The 16727-nt window shown below is 46.8% G+C and carries 17 protein-coding genes; 4 read left to right on the top strand and 13 right to left on the bottom strand.

Annotated features, from left to right (window positions below):
- Positions 1-54 precede the first annotated feature (54 nt).
- The 4 genes from AC1DLI_RS25895 to AC1DLI_RS25880 all read right to left on the bottom strand — a co-directional run bounded on the left by AC1DLI_RS25895 (position 55) and on the right by AC1DLI_RS25880 (position 6804).
- Complete coding sequence (locus AC1DLI_RS25895) at positions 55-1473, bottom strand: ABC transporter substrate-binding protein (protein ID WP_477607345.1); 1419 nt, start codon at positions 1471-1473, stop codon at positions 55-57.
- Positions 1474-1719: 246 nt separating this feature from the next.
- Positions 1720-3279 (bottom strand): glycine betaine ABC transporter substrate-binding protein, encoded by a 1560-nt coding sequence (locus AC1DLI_RS25890; RefSeq protein ID WP_477607344.1) that lies wholly within the window; start codon positions 3277-3279, stop codon positions 1720-1722.
- A gap of 13 nt (positions 3280-3292) precedes the next feature.
- Positions 3293-4402, bottom strand: coding sequence for a betaine/proline/choline family ABC transporter ATP-binding protein (locus tag AC1DLI_RS25885; protein WP_477607343.1), 1110 nt, complete (start codon positions 4400-4402; stop codon positions 3293-3295).
- 269 nt (positions 4403-4671) lie between these two features.
- Complete coding sequence (locus AC1DLI_RS25880) at positions 4672-6804, bottom strand: GMC family oxidoreductase (RefSeq protein ID WP_477607342.1); 2133 nt, start codon at positions 6802-6804, stop codon at positions 4672-4674.
- Positions 6805-7214: 410 nt separating this feature from the next.
- Here AC1DLI_RS25880 and AC1DLI_RS25875 point away from each other — a divergent pair, with 410 nt between their 5' ends.
- Both AC1DLI_RS25875 and AC1DLI_RS25870 read left to right on the top strand, forming a co-directional pair.
- Positions 7215-7910 (top strand): outer membrane protein assembly factor BamB family protein, encoded by a 696-nt coding sequence (locus AC1DLI_RS25875; RefSeq protein ID WP_477607341.1) that lies wholly within the window; start codon positions 7215-7217, stop codon positions 7908-7910.
- Positions 7911-8030: 120 nt separating this feature from the next.
- A complete protein-coding gene (locus AC1DLI_RS25870) occupies positions 8031-8573 on the top strand; it encodes a hypothetical protein (RefSeq protein WP_477607340.1) in 543 nt (180 codons plus the stop codon).
- A gap of 161 nt (positions 8574-8734) precedes the next feature.
- Here the strand turns inward: AC1DLI_RS25870 and AC1DLI_RS25865 are convergent, their stop codons facing one another.
- Complete coding sequence (locus AC1DLI_RS25865) at positions 8735-9721, bottom strand: acetamidase/formamidase family protein (protein WP_477607339.1); 987 nt, start codon at positions 9719-9721, stop codon at positions 8735-8737.
- A 200-nt stretch (positions 9722-9921) separates the two neighbouring features.
- On the opposite strand from AC1DLI_RS25865, the gene AC1DLI_RS25860 reads away from it, so the two are divergent.
- Positions 9922-10131, top strand: coding sequence for a hypothetical protein (locus AC1DLI_RS25860; protein WP_308998798.1), 210 nt, complete (start codon positions 9922-9924; stop codon positions 10129-10131).
- Positions 10132-10259: 128 nt separating this feature from the next.
- Here AC1DLI_RS25860 and AC1DLI_RS25855 read toward each other — a convergent pair whose 3' ends face one another.
- On the bottom strand, positions 10260-10805 hold the full coding sequence (locus AC1DLI_RS25855) for a TroA family protein (RefSeq protein ID WP_477607338.1): 546 nt from the start codon (positions 10803-10805) through the stop codon (positions 10260-10262).
- A 325-nt stretch (positions 10806-11130) separates the two neighbouring features.
- Between AC1DLI_RS25855 and AC1DLI_RS25850 the strand changes: the two genes are divergently transcribed.
- Positions 11131-12033: a cation diffusion facilitator family transporter gene (locus tag AC1DLI_RS25850; RefSeq protein WP_477607337.1), complete on the top strand. Its 903-nt coding sequence runs from the start codon at positions 11131-11133 to the stop codon at positions 12031-12033.
- 84 nt (positions 12034-12117) lie between these two features.
- On the opposite strand, the gene AC1DLI_RS25845 is transcribed toward AC1DLI_RS25850, so the two are convergent.
- The 7 genes from AC1DLI_RS25845 to AC1DLI_RS25815 all read right to left on the bottom strand — a co-directional run bounded on the left by AC1DLI_RS25845 (position 12118) and on the right by AC1DLI_RS25815 (position 16364).
- Complete coding sequence (locus AC1DLI_RS25845) at positions 12118-12687, bottom strand: hypothetical protein (RefSeq protein WP_477607336.1); 570 nt, start codon at positions 12685-12687, stop codon at positions 12118-12120.
- Positions 12688-12859: 172 nt separating this feature from the next.
- Positions 12860-13771, bottom strand: coding sequence for an RNA polymerase sigma-70 factor (locus AC1DLI_RS25840; protein WP_477607335.1), 912 nt, complete (start codon positions 13769-13771; stop codon positions 12860-12862).
- A complete protein-coding gene (locus AC1DLI_RS25835; protein ID WP_477607334.1) occupies positions 13761-15080 on the bottom strand; it encodes a phytoene desaturase family protein in 1320 nt (439 codons plus the stop codon). Before AC1DLI_RS25835 ends, AC1DLI_RS25840 begins: the two co-directional genes overlap by 11 nt.
- Before the next feature lie 133 nt (positions 15081-15213).
- Entirely contained in the window at positions 15214-15510 is a 297-nt protein-coding gene (locus tag AC1DLI_RS25830; protein ID WP_477607397.1) for a GrpB family protein, read from the bottom strand.
- A complete protein-coding gene (locus AC1DLI_RS25825) occupies positions 15471-15623 on the bottom strand; it encodes a GrpB family protein (protein WP_477607396.1) in 153 nt (50 codons plus the stop codon). The genes AC1DLI_RS25830 and AC1DLI_RS25825 overlap by 40 nt, the downstream gene beginning before the upstream one ends.
- Positions 15620-16042 (bottom strand): hypothetical protein, encoded by a 423-nt coding sequence (locus AC1DLI_RS25820; RefSeq protein WP_477607333.1) that lies wholly within the window; start codon positions 16040-16042, stop codon positions 15620-15622. The genes AC1DLI_RS25825 and AC1DLI_RS25820 overlap by 4 nt, the downstream gene beginning before the upstream one ends.
- Positions 16043-16118: 76 nt before the next feature.
- Entirely contained in the window at positions 16119-16364 is a 246-nt protein-coding gene (locus tag AC1DLI_RS25815; protein WP_477607332.1) for a hypothetical protein, read from the bottom strand.
- Between the last annotated feature and the right edge of the window lie 363 nt (positions 16365-16727).

Raw genomic sequence — 16727 nt, 5'->3', positions numbered from 1 at the left:
TGCTCAAGCAGATCCGCTTGCAGGGATCTGCTTGAGCAAGCAAGCTTTTCTCTTTTATTTTTCTACTACATTTTCTTTGCCAGCAATTCTTGTTACATCCTGTGCGTACTTTTTCAGCGCATCCGCAGGTGACGTACCTGTAGTTACAGATTCAACCATCGTTTGGATTTGAGTGGACACTTCAGGATATTTATCCTGAGCTGGCCTGAACTCCGCATTTTGCAAATACTCCGTCGCGATTTCATTAAATGGCATTTTTGTATATTCAGGATCCTTTGCCACATCAGCCCGAACCGTAATGTTACCTTGAGCAATAACAAGCTTTTGGGTATTCTCTTTGTTTAATGCATATTTGATAAAGTCCCAAGCTTCATCTTTATGCTGAGCATTGCTAGGGATAGATAACGCCCAACCGCCTGCCAGTGTAATCGATCCTGGTGCCTGGCCCTTGCTTGTCGGCATTGGGGCAAAGCCTAGAACATCCTTATATTCAGGCCAAGGCGCAGCACCGCCTTCAAAATAGTTGCCTGTGATCCAAGAGCCGTCTAATGAAATGGCAAGCTTGCCTTGGGGCAAATATTCCCGTGAAGAAGTGTTTCCTGCCTGACCATTCAATACTTTAGACAGCGGCGGTCCAAGCTTCTCCTTGTTAATCGTCTCAATGAAGCTTAGCGAATCCAATATACCCTGACTCTTAATGATCCATTTACCGGTGTCGTTATCGTATAATCTATCTCCCGTTCCATAGAGTAGCATTTCGTAGGTTTGCATCGATGTTGCTTCTCCTGTCGCCTTGCCTAGGTTCATCCAGATCGGTACAACATCCTCACCTGCTTTTTCTTTGATCGTTCTCGCAGTATTTAGGATGTCATCCCATGATTTCGGCTGCCAATCCTCCGGCAAACCTGCTTTTTTGAAGATTTCCTTGTTATACCAGAGACCTCTTGAGTCGGTGTTGTAGGGAACGCCATAGACTTTGCCGTCACTCGCTGTAACACCCTTTTTCATCGCTTCAATAAAGGAACCATTAGTCCAATCTTCCCAACCTTTTAATCTCTCACCCAAGGGCTCCAGAAATCCTGCGCTTGCATCCGAATTCAAAATAAACGTGTCTTCCGTTACAATATCAGGCGCCGTATCTTTGGATTTGAGTGCCAATGCAATTTTGGCAAAATAATCGCCTTCGGACGCTTGAATAGGCGTTGGCTTGATTTCCACATTTTTGTTTGGATAACTGGCTGATACTTCCTTAATCCATTTATAAAACGATCCTTCCTCGCCAATTCCATCATCTCTATACGTTATCGTGATCGTTTTCTTTGTCGTCTCGGCATTCCCATCCTCGGTCTTCGTATTGCTGGGTTCGTTCGTCGTCGTTCCATTATTGCTCGTATTGCTCGTACAACCGAATAACAATGAAACACAAATGATCACTGCTGTCATTAGGATGAATTTCCTTTTGCTCGCTATCACTTTTTTCCCTCCTCAATTAGTTGCTGCTAGTCGAACTGCAAGCCATTTTTTGAATGCGCTTGCCAGATGTATTGTTAATGCTTATTTAAAAAGCCGATGTAATATTCGAACTTTTCAACTCACGCAGGACAATCCCAATTATTTGTCCTATTGCATTGCATTAGCCTAGTCTAAGCACAAAAAACCTTCTTCCCATCGGAAGAGGGTTCTTTGACGTAATATAGGGTACTTACACGTTTAACATTGCTATTCGATCAGCCCTTCATCCTTCAACCACTGCTCGGCGACCTCGCGGGCTTGCGCCCCTTGGAGATCCACCTTGCCATTCAGGACAGACATCTCTCGGTCATCGATTTTGCCAGCGAGCAGATTAAGCACCTCCGCTAGTTCAGGATGCTCCTTAAGCGTGTCCATGCGGATTATGGGTACTGCGTAATAAGGTGGGAAATACTGCTTATCGTCTTTAATAACCTTGAGATCGAATGCTTCAATCCGGCCATCCGTGGAAAATGCGTCGTTCACGTCTGTCGTTCCTTCTTTTACCGCGCTATAGGTAAGGCCAGGATCCAGCCCTTTCACTTCTTTGAACTTCATTCCATAGGCCTGCTGTAAACCGATATACCCATCGGGACGCTCCAAAAACTCATGTGTGGCGCCTAGCACGAAATTGTTGGATTTTCGCGCCAAATCGGTGAAGGTTTCGATTCCCTGCTGCTCGGCACGCTTTCTACTCATCGCCAGCGTATACGTATTGTTAAAGCCGATTGGCTGCAGCCAAGTGACATTGAAGTTTTTCTCATAGGCAGCCTTTACACGCTCGTACGTTTCCTCCGGTTTGCCTCCAAGCGGCTCCTCCTTCAGAACCGATGTCCAGCCCGTTCCCGTATACTCCGGATAAATATCGATGTTGCCTTTAACGAGAGCACTATGAGTCACCTGCGATCCTCCGAGAAAAGGCTTGCGTACGACCGTCAGGTCTGTCTTAGCTTCAATTAAAGAAGCCATCATATGCGTCAAAATATCCTGCTCGGTAAAGTTCTTCCCGCCAACGACGATGGAGTCGGAACCGAACGGATTTCCTTTCGCCACTATGCCTGCCGCTATTGCAAGAATCAGCGCCGTTCCTAGTCCAATACGCAATCCTTTAGCGAACTTGGACGTTTTTTTAGCGCCCTTCCGCATCCCTTTCGGGGTTACTGCTCTCTCCATCCAACCTAATAAAAAGTCGAAGAGCAGAGCCAATAACGCTGAAGGTATGGTTCCTGCCAAAATCAATTCCGTATTAACCGTCGATATGCCCCGGAAAATCAAATCGCCCAGCCCTCCCGCACCGACAAGCGATGCGAGCGTGGCAACGCCAATCAACATAACCGTCGCCGTGCGAATACCCGCCATAATGACGCTCAATGCAAGCGGCAGCTCCACCTTCAGCATGACCTGCATGCTCGTCATCCCCATGCCGATCCCAGCTTCTTTGATCGGCTTCTCTACGTTCATAATACCGGTGTACGTGTTTCTCAGAATGGGCAGCAGAGCATAGACAGTCAGGGCAACGATGGCTGGAAACATCCCGATCCCTAGAATTGGGATCATAAACCCGAGCAAGGCTAAGCTCGGGATCGTCTGAAATAAAGAAGCGACACCAATCACAGAACTCGCCAGCCTAGGGTAGCGGGTCAGCAGCAGACCCAAAGGAATCGAAATCACGATCGCGATCAGAAGAGCTATAAACGAAAGCTCGATATGCTCCATAGTTGCCCGATAAATATCTTCTTGCCGGCTTACAATCACATCCCAGAATTTCATGGCTACCTCCCTGTTAAATCTGCTTAAGCAGAGCGTCAATTAGACTGGAATTGGTGACTAAACCGGCCAATAAGCCGCTAGGATGCACAACAGGAAGACTATATAAGCCATGATGTCGCATAAGCTCGACGGCATCGGCAACGCCCGTTCCTACCAATATGGTAGGAACATCGGATTTCATGATATCCTGCAGCGTCAAATCCTCATGATGGTATTGCTCCTCCAGCATTTCTTTCGTCACAATACCTTTCAAATGCCGGTTCTTTTCGATAACGAGCAAGCTGGTTACGCGGTGCTGCTTCATCAGCTTCGCCCCATGAGCAAGGCCGCGCGACAACGAAACGGTAACAGGATTCGATACCATTACATCCTCCACTGTCAACTGCTCCGATTCGTTTAATCGGTTGCCTCCGATAAACGTTCGGACAAAATCGTTTTTAGGACGGCGAAGAATGCGGTCCGGGGTATCGGCCTGTACGATTTCTCCGCCTTGCATCAACACAATGCGATCGGCGATTTTCAGTGCTTCATCCATATCATGCGAGACGAAGACGATCGTTTTCTTCACTTCCTCCTGCAATTGAATCAAATCATCCTGCAGCTGTTCCCGGCTGATCGGATCCAGAGCACTAAAAGGCTCGTCCATCAGAATGATTGACGGTTCTGCAGCAAGTGCACGAATGACGCCGATACGCTGCTGCTGGCCTCCGCTCAATTCTGCCGGATAGCGATCTCGATACTCACTTGGATCTAGTCCAACCATTTCCATCAAATCATCGATCCGCTTTTCATATGTATCTTTTGCGATACCCTTCAGTTTAGGCACGACCGCTACGTTTTCTTTGATCGTCATATGCGGAAACAAACCGATATGCTGAATAACGTATCCGATATTTCTTCGCAGCTCCACCGGGTTGATGCGGGAAATATCCTTTCCGCCGATTAGAATTTGGCCGGAAGAAGGCTCGACTAGACGATTGATCATCTTCATCGTCGTCGTTTTTCCGCACCCGCTTGGCCCGATCAGGGTAATCAGCTCACCTTCTTTGATCTCGAGATCGATTCCCTTTAGCGCAGTCATTCCATCATTATATCGTTTCGTCACGTTTTTGAACTGTATCAATCGGACACCTCGTGGTAGTCAGAGTAGAACTAAGTTAGTGTTATTCTATCCAACAGCACTTTACCTATTCTCCCTATGCATACAAAAAAAAGCATCATTGCCGCTAAGGCCGTGATGCTTAATCATTTGAAAATCATTCCTTATACACTAGGTTTGACCTGCCGCTGTTTTATTGAACTATCGTTCCTCGTTAGCGCAATGACCATCAGAGATTTTCGCCAACTATTTAATAGTTCATTTTTTTGATACTATGTTTCCCCATCATTTCGCTACCCTTGTTTCACCAGGTTTTCCGCCGTGCGGAAAGCCAAGGCAAGAATCGTCAACACCGGGTTAACTCCGCCATTGGTCACGTGCACAGAGCCGTCGCTCACCCAGAGATTGTCGTATCCATGTACGCGGCCCAAGGGATCAGTGACGGATGTCGAAGGGTCATTTCCCATGCGCAGTGTACCCGCCTGATGCTGCCCGGCACTAAGCCCGCCACCAGGCTGAGTTCGCCATACCTCACGCGCCCCTGCGGCCCAGAGCCACTTCTCTGCTTGCTCTCCCAGCATGGCTGCAGCTCGAAGAGACTCTGGATGGACACTTCCGGAGAGTTGAGCTACGGGCATGCCAAAGCGATCTTTGACCGTCTTCGATAGCCGCACTCTGGATTCGGCGCTCGGGATCTCTTGGATCGGTCCCTGGATTTGGCTGGTTCGCAAGTAACTCTCGCGCATCGCTTCCTTGCCAGCGCTCCCCCATCGCGCCGCATCCGGTGCAAGTGCTCGATACCAGTGACTGAGCGGCAAACGAGTGAACTCGTTAGCAAGCAACCCTCCTCCGATAATTCCGCCTTCGTTACTATGGTCAAAGCGGAAGGTGGCAATACTCACCCCCGGACCAAGACCATCTTGAACCTGTTCATCAAAGAGACCATAAGCACCAGAATAGACATGGCCTTGAAGGTTTCTTCCTACTTGTCCGTTCCGATTGCCTATTCCATGCGGTTCTGAATCACTTGAAGAGTTGAGAAGGAGGCGTGCGCTTTCGATGGCTCCGGCTGCAACCACAACATGCCCAGCCCGCACTTGCCGTCGCTGGATAGAGCCCTCCAATTGTTGCACAAGACGAACCCCAGTGGCATGCTTTCCTCCCTCTGTATCGATGCGCTCCACCGTGGTATCACAGATCAGATCGCAGTTACCGGTAGCAATGGCCCTCACTAACATCGTATTGTGTCCGCCATTCTTACTGTTGGTCGGGCATGCAAATCCGACGCACTGTCCGCACCTTCCACAAGCCGGTCGACCGTCCCGATCGATAGAGTTGATGAGGAGAGGCACCGGCCCCACTTCCCATCCCAACTTCTCTGCCGCCCGAGCCAGGCGTTCTGCTTCCAGTGTACGCGACAGCGCTGGCATTGGATAAGAGCGCTGTCGCTTCCCGCGTCCAGGATGGGCATTCCCATCACCGGAGACGCCAACTTCCCACTCGGCCCGCACGTAATATGGTTCGAGTTCCTCGTAGCGAATCGGCCAATCGCTTAGCGAACTACCGTCTGGTATCCCATAGCGACTCGCCATACGGAAGTCATCCGGATGGAATCGCCATGCCTGCGCTCCATAGATCCGTGTTCCTCCTCCTAACGTCATTGCGTTATTATGATAGTCGCCTTCAAAAGGTGCGGTGATCCGCTCGTCTCCGCCCGCCGATAGAATCGTCCGAGGGTTCCCTTCCAATTCTGGTCCCGTGTTATGGCCATACTTGCTAAAACGATGATTACGCAAATGATCGCTGCCTACCTGACTGTATCGAAGCCAGCTTCCGCGTTCAACAACGAGAACATGAAGTCCAGATTCAGCCAATACTGCTGCCGCTACAGATCCGCCAGCCCCAGCTCCTACGATGATAACATCATACTGGTCTCGAAGTTGATCGAAGGGCCTTTGCGGTAAATCGGTTTCTTCAACCGGCGCATGGCTTTCGGATACGGGGCCCGGACGAAATCCGATCATGTCCCATGACATGCCTTTACTATTTCCGCCCGCTTCAGGACTTCCATAGTAACCTTCGATGACCAGACTCAATAAAGTATCAAAGAAGTGTTTAGACGAAACAGGCCACTCCCGAAAGGAATCATGCTCGACGTCGTGCAGCAGTCTATCTTTCTCATGAGCCGACAGTTCGGAGAATGGTTGGCCGTGGAGAGCTAGTGCTACTGCATCCAATGCACGAAGTCCAGGTTCTATTACATCCGTCCAGGTAGCGACATCCTGGGCGGCACTACGTTTTAGGTATGTAAGAACTCCTCCACCGGTCGCCGACGGCCATGCATCTTCAGGAATCAACCGATCTGCAACCGCTTCCAAAATCAGAGGAACATCGCTCAAAAAATACTTCTGATCACCAAAACTCATCTAACTTCAACCCCCCAATGACATCCAGCAGCATCATATCGACTCATCTTCATGAACGCCCCTCCTATTATTAGTACAATCGGTACCGAACAAGCATTCTGCGTGCAGAGCCTATGTTCTTCATTCTCCACTAACCTTACTTTAATAGGCTAGCGTACGCAGGCATCCTTTCAGGGTCAAACTATTAAATCTATTTAAATATAGCTTCATATCCATATTATACTTTTCACAGAGTTGTTCAAGTACTTTCCATTGCTTGTTCAGTCAAAAACATAAACGGGTTGATGGAATATCTTTATCAAACATTGTTGAACCAAAACACTGGACGTATGAACCGTGGCAACATTTTCTGAAACAATACGTTTATAAAGTAGTAAAGTGAATATATGGAAATTAGAGGAGGATCATCCATGCAAAGAAAATCGATGTTTCGAACAATATTTACAGCTTCTGCTTTACTCATTGCCATCCAAATAGGACAGACAGCGGACAATATTGGAATGAGCCATGTGCATGCCGAGAATCCTGTTATATCGTTCGGCATAGGAAACCCAGGGATTCAGACACCAATTGTCCAGCCTGCTTGGTCCGCAAAAGTCGATAATTGGGAAGACTATCTTACTTCGAACTTTACAGTGACGGATGAGGGTAGAATTTTCACGTTAAGAGATAGGAGGTTGATCGCTTTGAATGCTCAGACAGGAAAAACGATTTGGACTTTTAATGATGATGTGAATTMCATGAATCCCATGTTTGTCTATCAGGGTGGAAATATTTACGGGACTTTAAGTGACGGGAGCCTCTTTGCCCTTTCTGCTTCAAGCGGGAAGAAGCTGTGGCAGTCAAGCGTCAGGATTGAAAAACCAAACGCTATCGAAGTTTTCGGGGATACGTTGTATGCACTGATAGACAATTATACCATTGCAGTCCATGTGAAGACTGGAAAGCAGCTTTGGGTAAACACTGAGCCCCAAGCAACTTATTACACCGGTTCGGGAATCATGGACGCTGGAGATATCGTATTACGTACCATCACAATGCATGAAGAAACACAAACCACTAGTCAACTTATTGCCATCGATAAGAAAACGGGAAAGAAGCTTTAGGGCAAGACCAACCAAGACGTCCCGTTCAAGATCGAAGGCGGGCTGGCGTACTCTATTAAACATAATAATCAACAGATAGTTGAAAATCTTGATCGCAGCATTACGGTTTCCGTCATCAATGTGAAAACGGGTGAAGTAAAGGGCAGCCGTGTTTACCGATGGAATGTAAATGTGGTTTCGGGCGATGAATATATTACCCATGTACCAACCTACTTGGATGGAAATGATTTTTATATCCATCAGAATGGTATTATAGCGAGGTATGATTTTAAAAATTATAAACCGGATGGCAAACCTCTGCAGACTTACAGTGACCCCGCCAATGATCAGGATTCACACCCCCTTAATCGAGTTCACCGCGGTCGCATTTTGTTCGGAAACTGGCAGAATGGTTCGCTCTCCAGTATAAAAAAGGTAAACGGTCAACAAATGAGCTGGATTGGGGATAACCCGTCCGCAAAGACTGTGATCTATGGAAAAGGTGTCTATCTTGCCCAAACCGATGGCATCCTGCACGCAATCGATTTTGATTCAGGCAAACCGCTGTTTCGGGTGAAAACGGGCGCACGTCAATATGATAGTATACTTAAAGAAGATGGATTCCTCATCATACAGACGCCCGGCAAGCTAATAGGCGTGAAATTACCTGCGGTTTTAAAGTAAATTAACAATCACTAGAGTTCCTTCGACATCCGTCAGTCTCCCCTATTACATTTACCGGGGAGCTATCTCAAACGTACCACAGTTTGGATTTCCTTGGGCTTAATAAATGACATCATCCTGCATTAAACAGCATGTTAGCAAATAAAGAAAGGGAGCATACTCTACTTCACAGGCAAGCTGTCGCTCCCAATTGATAATTCATTCAAGCAATAGAGGTGTTCGATCGCACCATGTGGAAGTACAGCATGTACACCTCGAACTCCATTAACGATCTGTGTAATCCTTAAATCAACGACTAGACTAGCTAAAGCTAGAGCTTCTTTACGTTCAAATCCAAAAATTTCTTTCATAAGGTCTAACATGCCTTCAAGAGCGATTATGGTTGCTTCGTTTAAATCTTCATGAAAGCCCATAGTTAGCCACGCCGTAAGAGTTTTTGCTCGTGGCATAGTTAAAGAAATATCTTTTCGAACAGAGAAAGTAAGGTCCACCAATTCCATCGGGCACTCCAATGCAGGACTTCCGACTTCTCCATCACCTTGTATGGCATGTCCATCACCAACTGAAAATAACCCCCCTGATACAGGGACTGGAAGATACAAGGTGCTTCCAGCGGTCAATTCTTTGCAATCGATATTTCCGCCGCATGAGCGCGGTGGGAATGTTGAATGAATTCCAGGTTCATCAGGAGGCATCCCCATTACTCCCATAAAGGGACGTAATGATACCTTGTGTCCCTTATCGCTTATTCCGATCATGGATGCTGCGTCTAACTTCCAGTTAAGWTGAAATTCCTCACCATCTGCAATACCTAAGCTTTTATTTATAGGACTCGGGAATCCACCTGCACTATTCCATCCCCATGAACCAGGATGAATTTGATTAATTTTTATTTCAAGCACAGTACCAGGCTCAGCTCCTCGAATTGCGATTGGTCCACAAAGAGCGTGACCACCATCGCGAGGTCGTTCCCTTGGTTTGAACCTTTTACGTACCCCCGGAGCTGAAAATGGTTCCAGTCCCCATCCTGCGTCAAGTGTACTGTATCGAACGACATCCCCAGAATCAATAGTTAATATAGGTTCAAAATCGCGTGAAAAAGAGCCGTGCAATGTAGATCTTTCAGGGTTAATTGAATACTGGACCATTTTAATCCCTCCAACAATGTAATCCCTTTCACGCTTATATTACTTGAATTATTTGGTTAAAATTCAAATTAGTTGTGTAATAATTGTGACAAATCGAAGCGCAGCTTTCAATTACATACGCAACCATTGCTTTGTATGAAGATATTAATGTATTATTTGACCTTAGAATAAAAAAAATAAAAACGTGGAGGTATGTTTAAATGCCAGAGAAAATTAAACTTCAAGAAGGTCAAAGATTAATTACGAACAAAGATTTTGAAGTAGCGATTGCTGAGAAAGCAATAATCAAAGCCATGCAAAACGGTATGCAAATTAGACCAGCTTCTACAATTACAGGATATAACGATGATTCCGTTCGTATGTCTGACGGAAGTATTATCCACAGATCAGCAAATTCGTTTTTCGTCTAAAGAGCGTTTCTACATGACCGATATAAAAATCGGTCTTTTTTTATTTCACAATGTTTCTTGATTAAATCAATAGGAGCCGTCTGCGGGGCGCCGCCTATTAGTTGTACAGGGTGCTTCATTGGGGCAAGCTAACGTGATGATCTCCAGTCCAGCAGCTCATTCATGATTCGTTCCCTGCCGTTCGGGGCCCAGCTCATGCCGATCCAATTGGGGATAAACAAGGTTTTTGTATGCGGGACAGTACTAATCGCTTTCCAAGCATTCGTTTGCTGGAAGCTGGCCAGCTTTTCTTCTTTCTGCATAACGTTATGATTGTGAATAAGTAAGTTATCGGTTTCAATGACCGGCAAGCTTGTCAGCGTGAACTCATGGTTGCGCTCGGTTAACGGTACGCAGCTGCCAGGTTTTAATCCAAGCTCAGAATACAATAGTTCATTAAGAGGATGGTTCACCATTCCTTGAACCCGTACCTTTCTCTTGAATAACCTCAATAGCGCCACGCTTTCATTGCCCATCGCGACCGATAGCCATTGCCTTACGTATTTCGCTTGATTTTCCAAACTAGCAAAGTTTTGAAGTGCTTCGCTTTCCCTCCCGACGAGCTCAGCAATTCTGATGTGGTTTTTCCGCCAATCAAGTGTGAATTCCATAAAAACCGTAGGCGCGATCCACATTTTGAATCATTGTACATGACTGATTTTGTCCGTTTAAGGCACTTATTTTGTCATGCTTATATCCATTCAGTCTAAGACCTTAATTTATCTGTATACATTTTCCAATAAGTTTCACCACCTGCCTGCTTCGTTTTGCTTGAAAGGTTTCGCTGCTAGTATGGGTAACTTATTTTGCGCATGAGCAACATAATTAGCTTATACAAACTCTATTGGTGTCTAGTAAGATTTCTAACACGGGGCAAGATTGTTTCTCTAGACCCACATGAAACTCCTTTTGTATAATGGCACGGTACCTTTTAAGAATGCTGGAGGCCTGACTACTCAAATGGAATCAACAAACAGACAATCTGCTTTTGCAATTTGGACTAGCTTAATTAGCAATATACTTTTAACTGCCATGAAACTTATTGTTGGTCTGCTTTTTGGCAGCCAGGTGCTCATTGCAGATGGCGTTCATAACGCTGGAGACGTTTTTGCAACTGCAGCCGCATTAATTTCAATGATGATTTCAAAACGGCCACCAGACAAAGACCACCCCTATGGGCACGGTAAAGCGGAGGTCATAGGTGCTGGTATAGTAGCCGTAGTACTTGTCCTAGCAGCTGTCTACATGGGGTACCACTCGGTCATGGCGCTAAGGGAACCTCCTCATGGAGCAACACTACTAGTACTCATCGCAGCTGGAATCTCACTGATATGGAAACAATGGCTTTATGTCTACACCATGCGTGTCGGCAAAAATGCCAATAGCAGCGGTTTGATTGCAACCGCTTATGATCATTTAGCTGATGTATACGCGTCTCTCGCTGCAGTCGTTGGTATCGCTCTTTCCATGCTTGGAGAACGCTATAATATTCATTTTCTGAAATACGGGGATCCCTTCGCGGGCATCATCGTGGCCTATTTTGTGCTAAAGTTAGCGATTCATATGGGACGGACCTCAGTTGATGTATTAATGGAGAAAAACATAGATGACGATCGAATGGAGAAAATTTTACAGCTGGTTCAGTCCATCCCGGAAGTAAAGAGAATTGACAAAATTCGGGCTAGGGAGCATGGACACTACATGATAGTTGATGTAAGAGTGGGGATTCCGGCTGAGTTAAGCGTTCAAGAAGGCCATGATATTAGTAAGAAAATAAAGCAGGTCATTAGAGAACAAAATCCTATTGTCGAAGAGGTTCTGGTTCATTTAAATCCATGGTACAACGAAAATAATAAAAAATGAGTGAAAGTCTATTTGTCAGTGAAACAGCGGCAGTCCTGGACGATAAAATAAGTCCTAGACTGCCGCTGTTTTATTGAACTATAGTTACTTTCTCACTTTTCGTCTAATAAATATTATCATCATTACTATTACTGCAATCCCAATCCCCGTAAACCAGACAAAAGGATGTATGCGGTAGAGTTCGCCTTCAAGATTAACTTGATCAGTTGGCACTTTCCCTTCACCTAGTATAGCTAGATCCTCTTGCGCTTGAGCTAATAAATTTGTCCGATCGCAAATTATGGTAATAAGAAGCTCTTTGTCTCCATACATGGTAGATGGATGGGCATATACTAAATATTCCTTATCTTTTTCAAAATTAAATCCACAATCACCTCCACCGCTTCCTGTGTGAATAATGATTTGAGATTCAGCTCCGCCTTTCCATATTTGGCTGACTTCGAATAGTACAGCTTTCGTCATACTTCCGTCCATGTCTCTTTGCTCCTTGACTTCAAGGACACGACCGGCAAAAACGGCTTCAGAACGACTGTATTCTGCTTCGACAGTTTGGGGTTGAGCACATGAACATGCATAGACAGCCGAGGGAATAAAGATCGTCATGATACTTACAACTAAACATGACAGTAAAAGCGAATATATCGTTTTTCTCATTAACTCCCCCCCTTCTAACTCCGACGGCATAAACAGCTTAATAATGATTAAACGATCCGAAGCAACCAAATGTTACAAGTGAATTACCGTAAGTCAAAAATTTAGAGACTCGTTTTTATCCGACCTTTTCCCGATTGAATATCGAATAGCGATCAGCGTTTAACGCTCTTACTCATCCCAAATTCAAATGCCGCAGCTTATCCGGGTTGCGCATGAGATAAATCCTTTGAATCCGGTCGCCTTTAAACTCCAGGCTGACGACGGTGGGATAAGAATCAGTGGGACTGCTTAGAACAAAGCCTAGCTGGCCGTTGACTTTGACGAGGCGCACGACTCCTTCGCTGTCGCCCTTGGACGCAAGCCCTTGAATGAATGCGAGGACACGCTTGCTCGATGTAATAGGATTAATCGCCGCCATGACTTTACCGCCTCCGTCGCTGTACAGCACGACGTCCTCGGAGAGCATCGCGAAGAGTCCTTCCATATCGCCCGTAGACGTCGCATGGAGGAAGCTCAGCACGAGTTGCTCGGACTGCGCGCTTGCGATCAGTTCGGCGGGCGGCTCAGCTTGGATTTTTCGTTTAAGGCGACTGTAAATTTTTCGGCATCCAAGCTCCGTCTTGTTAACGAACTCCGCAATATCGCGATAGTCGTATTCGAAGGCTTCCCGAAGAATGAATATCGCGCGCTCAATTGGGGTAAGCCGTTCGAGCAAGACGAGGAGAGCATACGAAATCGTATCCTCCAGCACGATTGTTTGGAGCGGATCCTGTCCCGCGGCGAAGGCCGAACCTGCCATGACCGCATACTCTTGCACGAGAGGCTCCGGCAGCCAGGGCCCAACGTATACCTCTCTTTTTTTACGCGCGGATTTCATGTAATCGAGACAACGGTTCGTAACGATTTTGCACAAGTACGCTTTCAGGTTGCGGACGGGACCGCCCACCTTGTTGATTTCCTGCTGTTGCACCGTTACGAATACGTCTTGCACCAAATCCTCGGCATGCGTAACAGACCCTAACATGCGATAAGCGATGGAAAGAAGAAGCGGTCTGTACATCCGGTACACGGAATCAAGCTCCACGATGAATCCCTTCTTTTTCTTGTTTTTTACTGGCAATTATACTCCGGGCTGCCTCTTTCGCGCTAGCCAATGATGCGTTAAGCAGCATACCTGAAGATCCGACCCAATCGCCAGCGACATACAGTCCGGGTCGTCCTTCAACCGCAGGTCCGGGTCTGCCCGACAGTCCGCCGTTCCCGGCGGTTACGATGGCATGCGAGACTATCATTCGCGGCAGGAAGCGATGCCGAATAATATGCTTGCGCCAACCAGGCTGAATCAAGTCGAGAAAGCCTTCCAGCTCGCGTTCATCTTGCAGGGGTTCCGAATAGGTCGAAGCAGACAAATATTTCATGACATGCACGACCGCGTATTCCGGATTATCGGACAATGAGGCGAAAGCGGAATGGTTGGAGTAATACCAAGGATAATCGGCGCCTAATACAAATTTCGTTTTGGGTTGAGGCATCCCGGAAACGACAAGATCCAGGCATGCTGCGCGAACAGGAATCATCTGTTCATAGACTGCGGCTTCTGTAGGGGAAAGAGCTGGATTGAGGAGAGCTAGCGTATCCGCCGGTCCAGCAGTGGATAGCACATGACTGGTTGTCAGCATTGTTCCATCCTTTAGTTTGACTGACATTTGAGGAAAGCTGCCGGCAATTTCTCGTACAGGCGTGCTCGCGCGGATCGACACGCCCGCCTGAAGCGCTTGTTCCGTCAACTGGCTCACGAGGGCTTGCCAGCCTCCGTCCACATACAGCACTTGGCCATGTTTGAGCTGCTCAATTACGGCACCTGCGCTTAGCAGGTCGGGGGCATCGCAGTAGGTGGATACGCGAACGAGCGCAAGCACGACATTGCGTACGCGCGGGCTGGAGATTTGTGATTCCAAATAAGCTTGCAGACTAACCTTATCCAGAGCGGAAGTGTCTGTCTTGCGGAGGCGGCTGTAGAAGCGAAGCAATTGGGTTTTCTCGTGCCACTTAAGGAATGAACCGAGCAATAGCTGTCCGAGGGGAAGCGCTTCGTTGCTGCCGTTCGCTCCTTTGAACACAAACGTGCCTGTTGGCTTCGGCATCAATCCAGTTGGAGTAACGCCAACCTCCTGCAAAATAGGAAGCGCGCTCTTATAAAGAGCATGAGCTCCCAAGTTAACGCGCGAAGCCGCGATATCGGTCGAAGCGGCGCGGCCTCCGAGCTGCGTTCCTTTGTCAAGCAACAATACGGTCTGGCCTGCCCGTGCCAAATAAATCGAAGCAGTTAATCCGGCGATGCCGGCTCCAATAATGACAACGTCCCATGTCGGCTCATAACGATTCTCCATCATGTATATCAATCCTTTCCGGTCTGATGCAAACATGACGATTAACGAATCCCATTTGTGACAATGCCTAAAATAGCAATGCAATTGCGGTTATTCTGCCTGTTCATTTTTACGTAAGCCAGGCTAAAAATACACATCATTTCCAACCAGCACGCTGCAGTATCCCACTTATTAATTCGCTCTTAGCAATTGTATATGCCGAACGGTCATTGTGGAATCGTTGAGTGAGCGCAAGCTTCAAGTCGCCATACATTTTGGCGTCCTCTGGATGACTTCGCAAATAATCTCGAAATAGGATATGACGCTTATATTCGGCGTTTTCCATGGTACACACGTAGAGATGATGCCTGGTTACATCATCAGGAGGAACGAAGGCCTCCCGCCCTGTAACGCCTAAATCACCTTCATGTACATTGCTAACCCTGGGATGGATGTACTCCCAACATGTTCTATTGTGATTACGATGTCGCTTAAAACAGGAAGTACGAAGCGTCGTAACTCTTCAAACAACGGAACCCAACTAGGATCGTAATCGACAACTATCACACTGGTACCCAAAAAGTCTTCACTGCTCTGAGGATTTGCTCGATTTCCTCGATCGCGTGAATGAAATGGCGACGTGTTTCCTCGTCTTTTCCGGTTGGTTTCTGCGCGATCCGGTCCAGGATCAGCTTCTTATTAATGGACACCTGAATCTCGGTCCCTTGCTTATACTCCGCTTCAAAATCGAACTTTTTAAGTATGTTGTCCTTCACACAGTATTGAGCAGCGAGAGCCGGGTTCACCGTTTCGAGTCTGTTCATGATTTTCGAAACAGAGCCTTGGCCCATCGTTGTACGGAGTTCTTCACGAAGCTCTGCCACTTGTTTTTTGCTGCCCCAAATGACTACACCCGCGTCGTAAGCCAATTCTTTCCCTAGCTGCCCTGCAGTACGAACATCCGCCACTTCATTTACCATTGTCATTCTCTTCCTCACCCTTCATTTTTGGGATATTAAAAAAAGCAAAACCCTTTTGATTGGGTGCTGCTTCACACTGGGATTACTCCCGATTATCTTGTTGCTTCGCCTCTGACGTTTGCTCATTTTCAGCATCAGTGCCAACGTCGATCCTTTCATTGAGTTCCTGATGGAATTCGAAAATCTGTTCTGGTTCGTTCAGCAATTCTTGAAAAGCGGCGACAATCAGTACAAAAGCTGCAGGTGTGTTGGGTTCTACACCTTCTGGAAGCGGAACGCTAAGTCCGGATTCGAGGTAACACATTACACTTCTTTTGGCTTTTGTCATGTTTGAACATCTCTCTTTCGTGAAATTGGGTTGTTTGGGAACGCAAAAAAACGCTCCACCACAAGTTCGTAATCAAAAAAGGCAAACTTCGCCTGATTCAAGTTACGAACACATGGTGCAGCGTTCTGTTTGAGATGCTCAAGAGTCTATCGGCCAATGGCACCTGTGGCGATAGCTATTCCATCGCTCTGACGCCGTTTCACAACACTTGGGATTATGACGATCCTCGGGAGCCGGGCCATGTAACGCGGAATTGGGGACAATACAACAGTTACTCCGGTATAAGCGAAGGAGTAGCGCCATAAAACAAGGAAACATGACCTATATGACGGTCATGTTTCCTTGTTTCATATCAGGCTTGCA

The sequence above is a fragment of the Paenibacillus sp. 01T443 genome (assembly GCF_056398325.1).
Note: the sequence above shows the minus strand (reverse complement) of the source record. Positions and strands in the feature narration are given on the sequence as shown.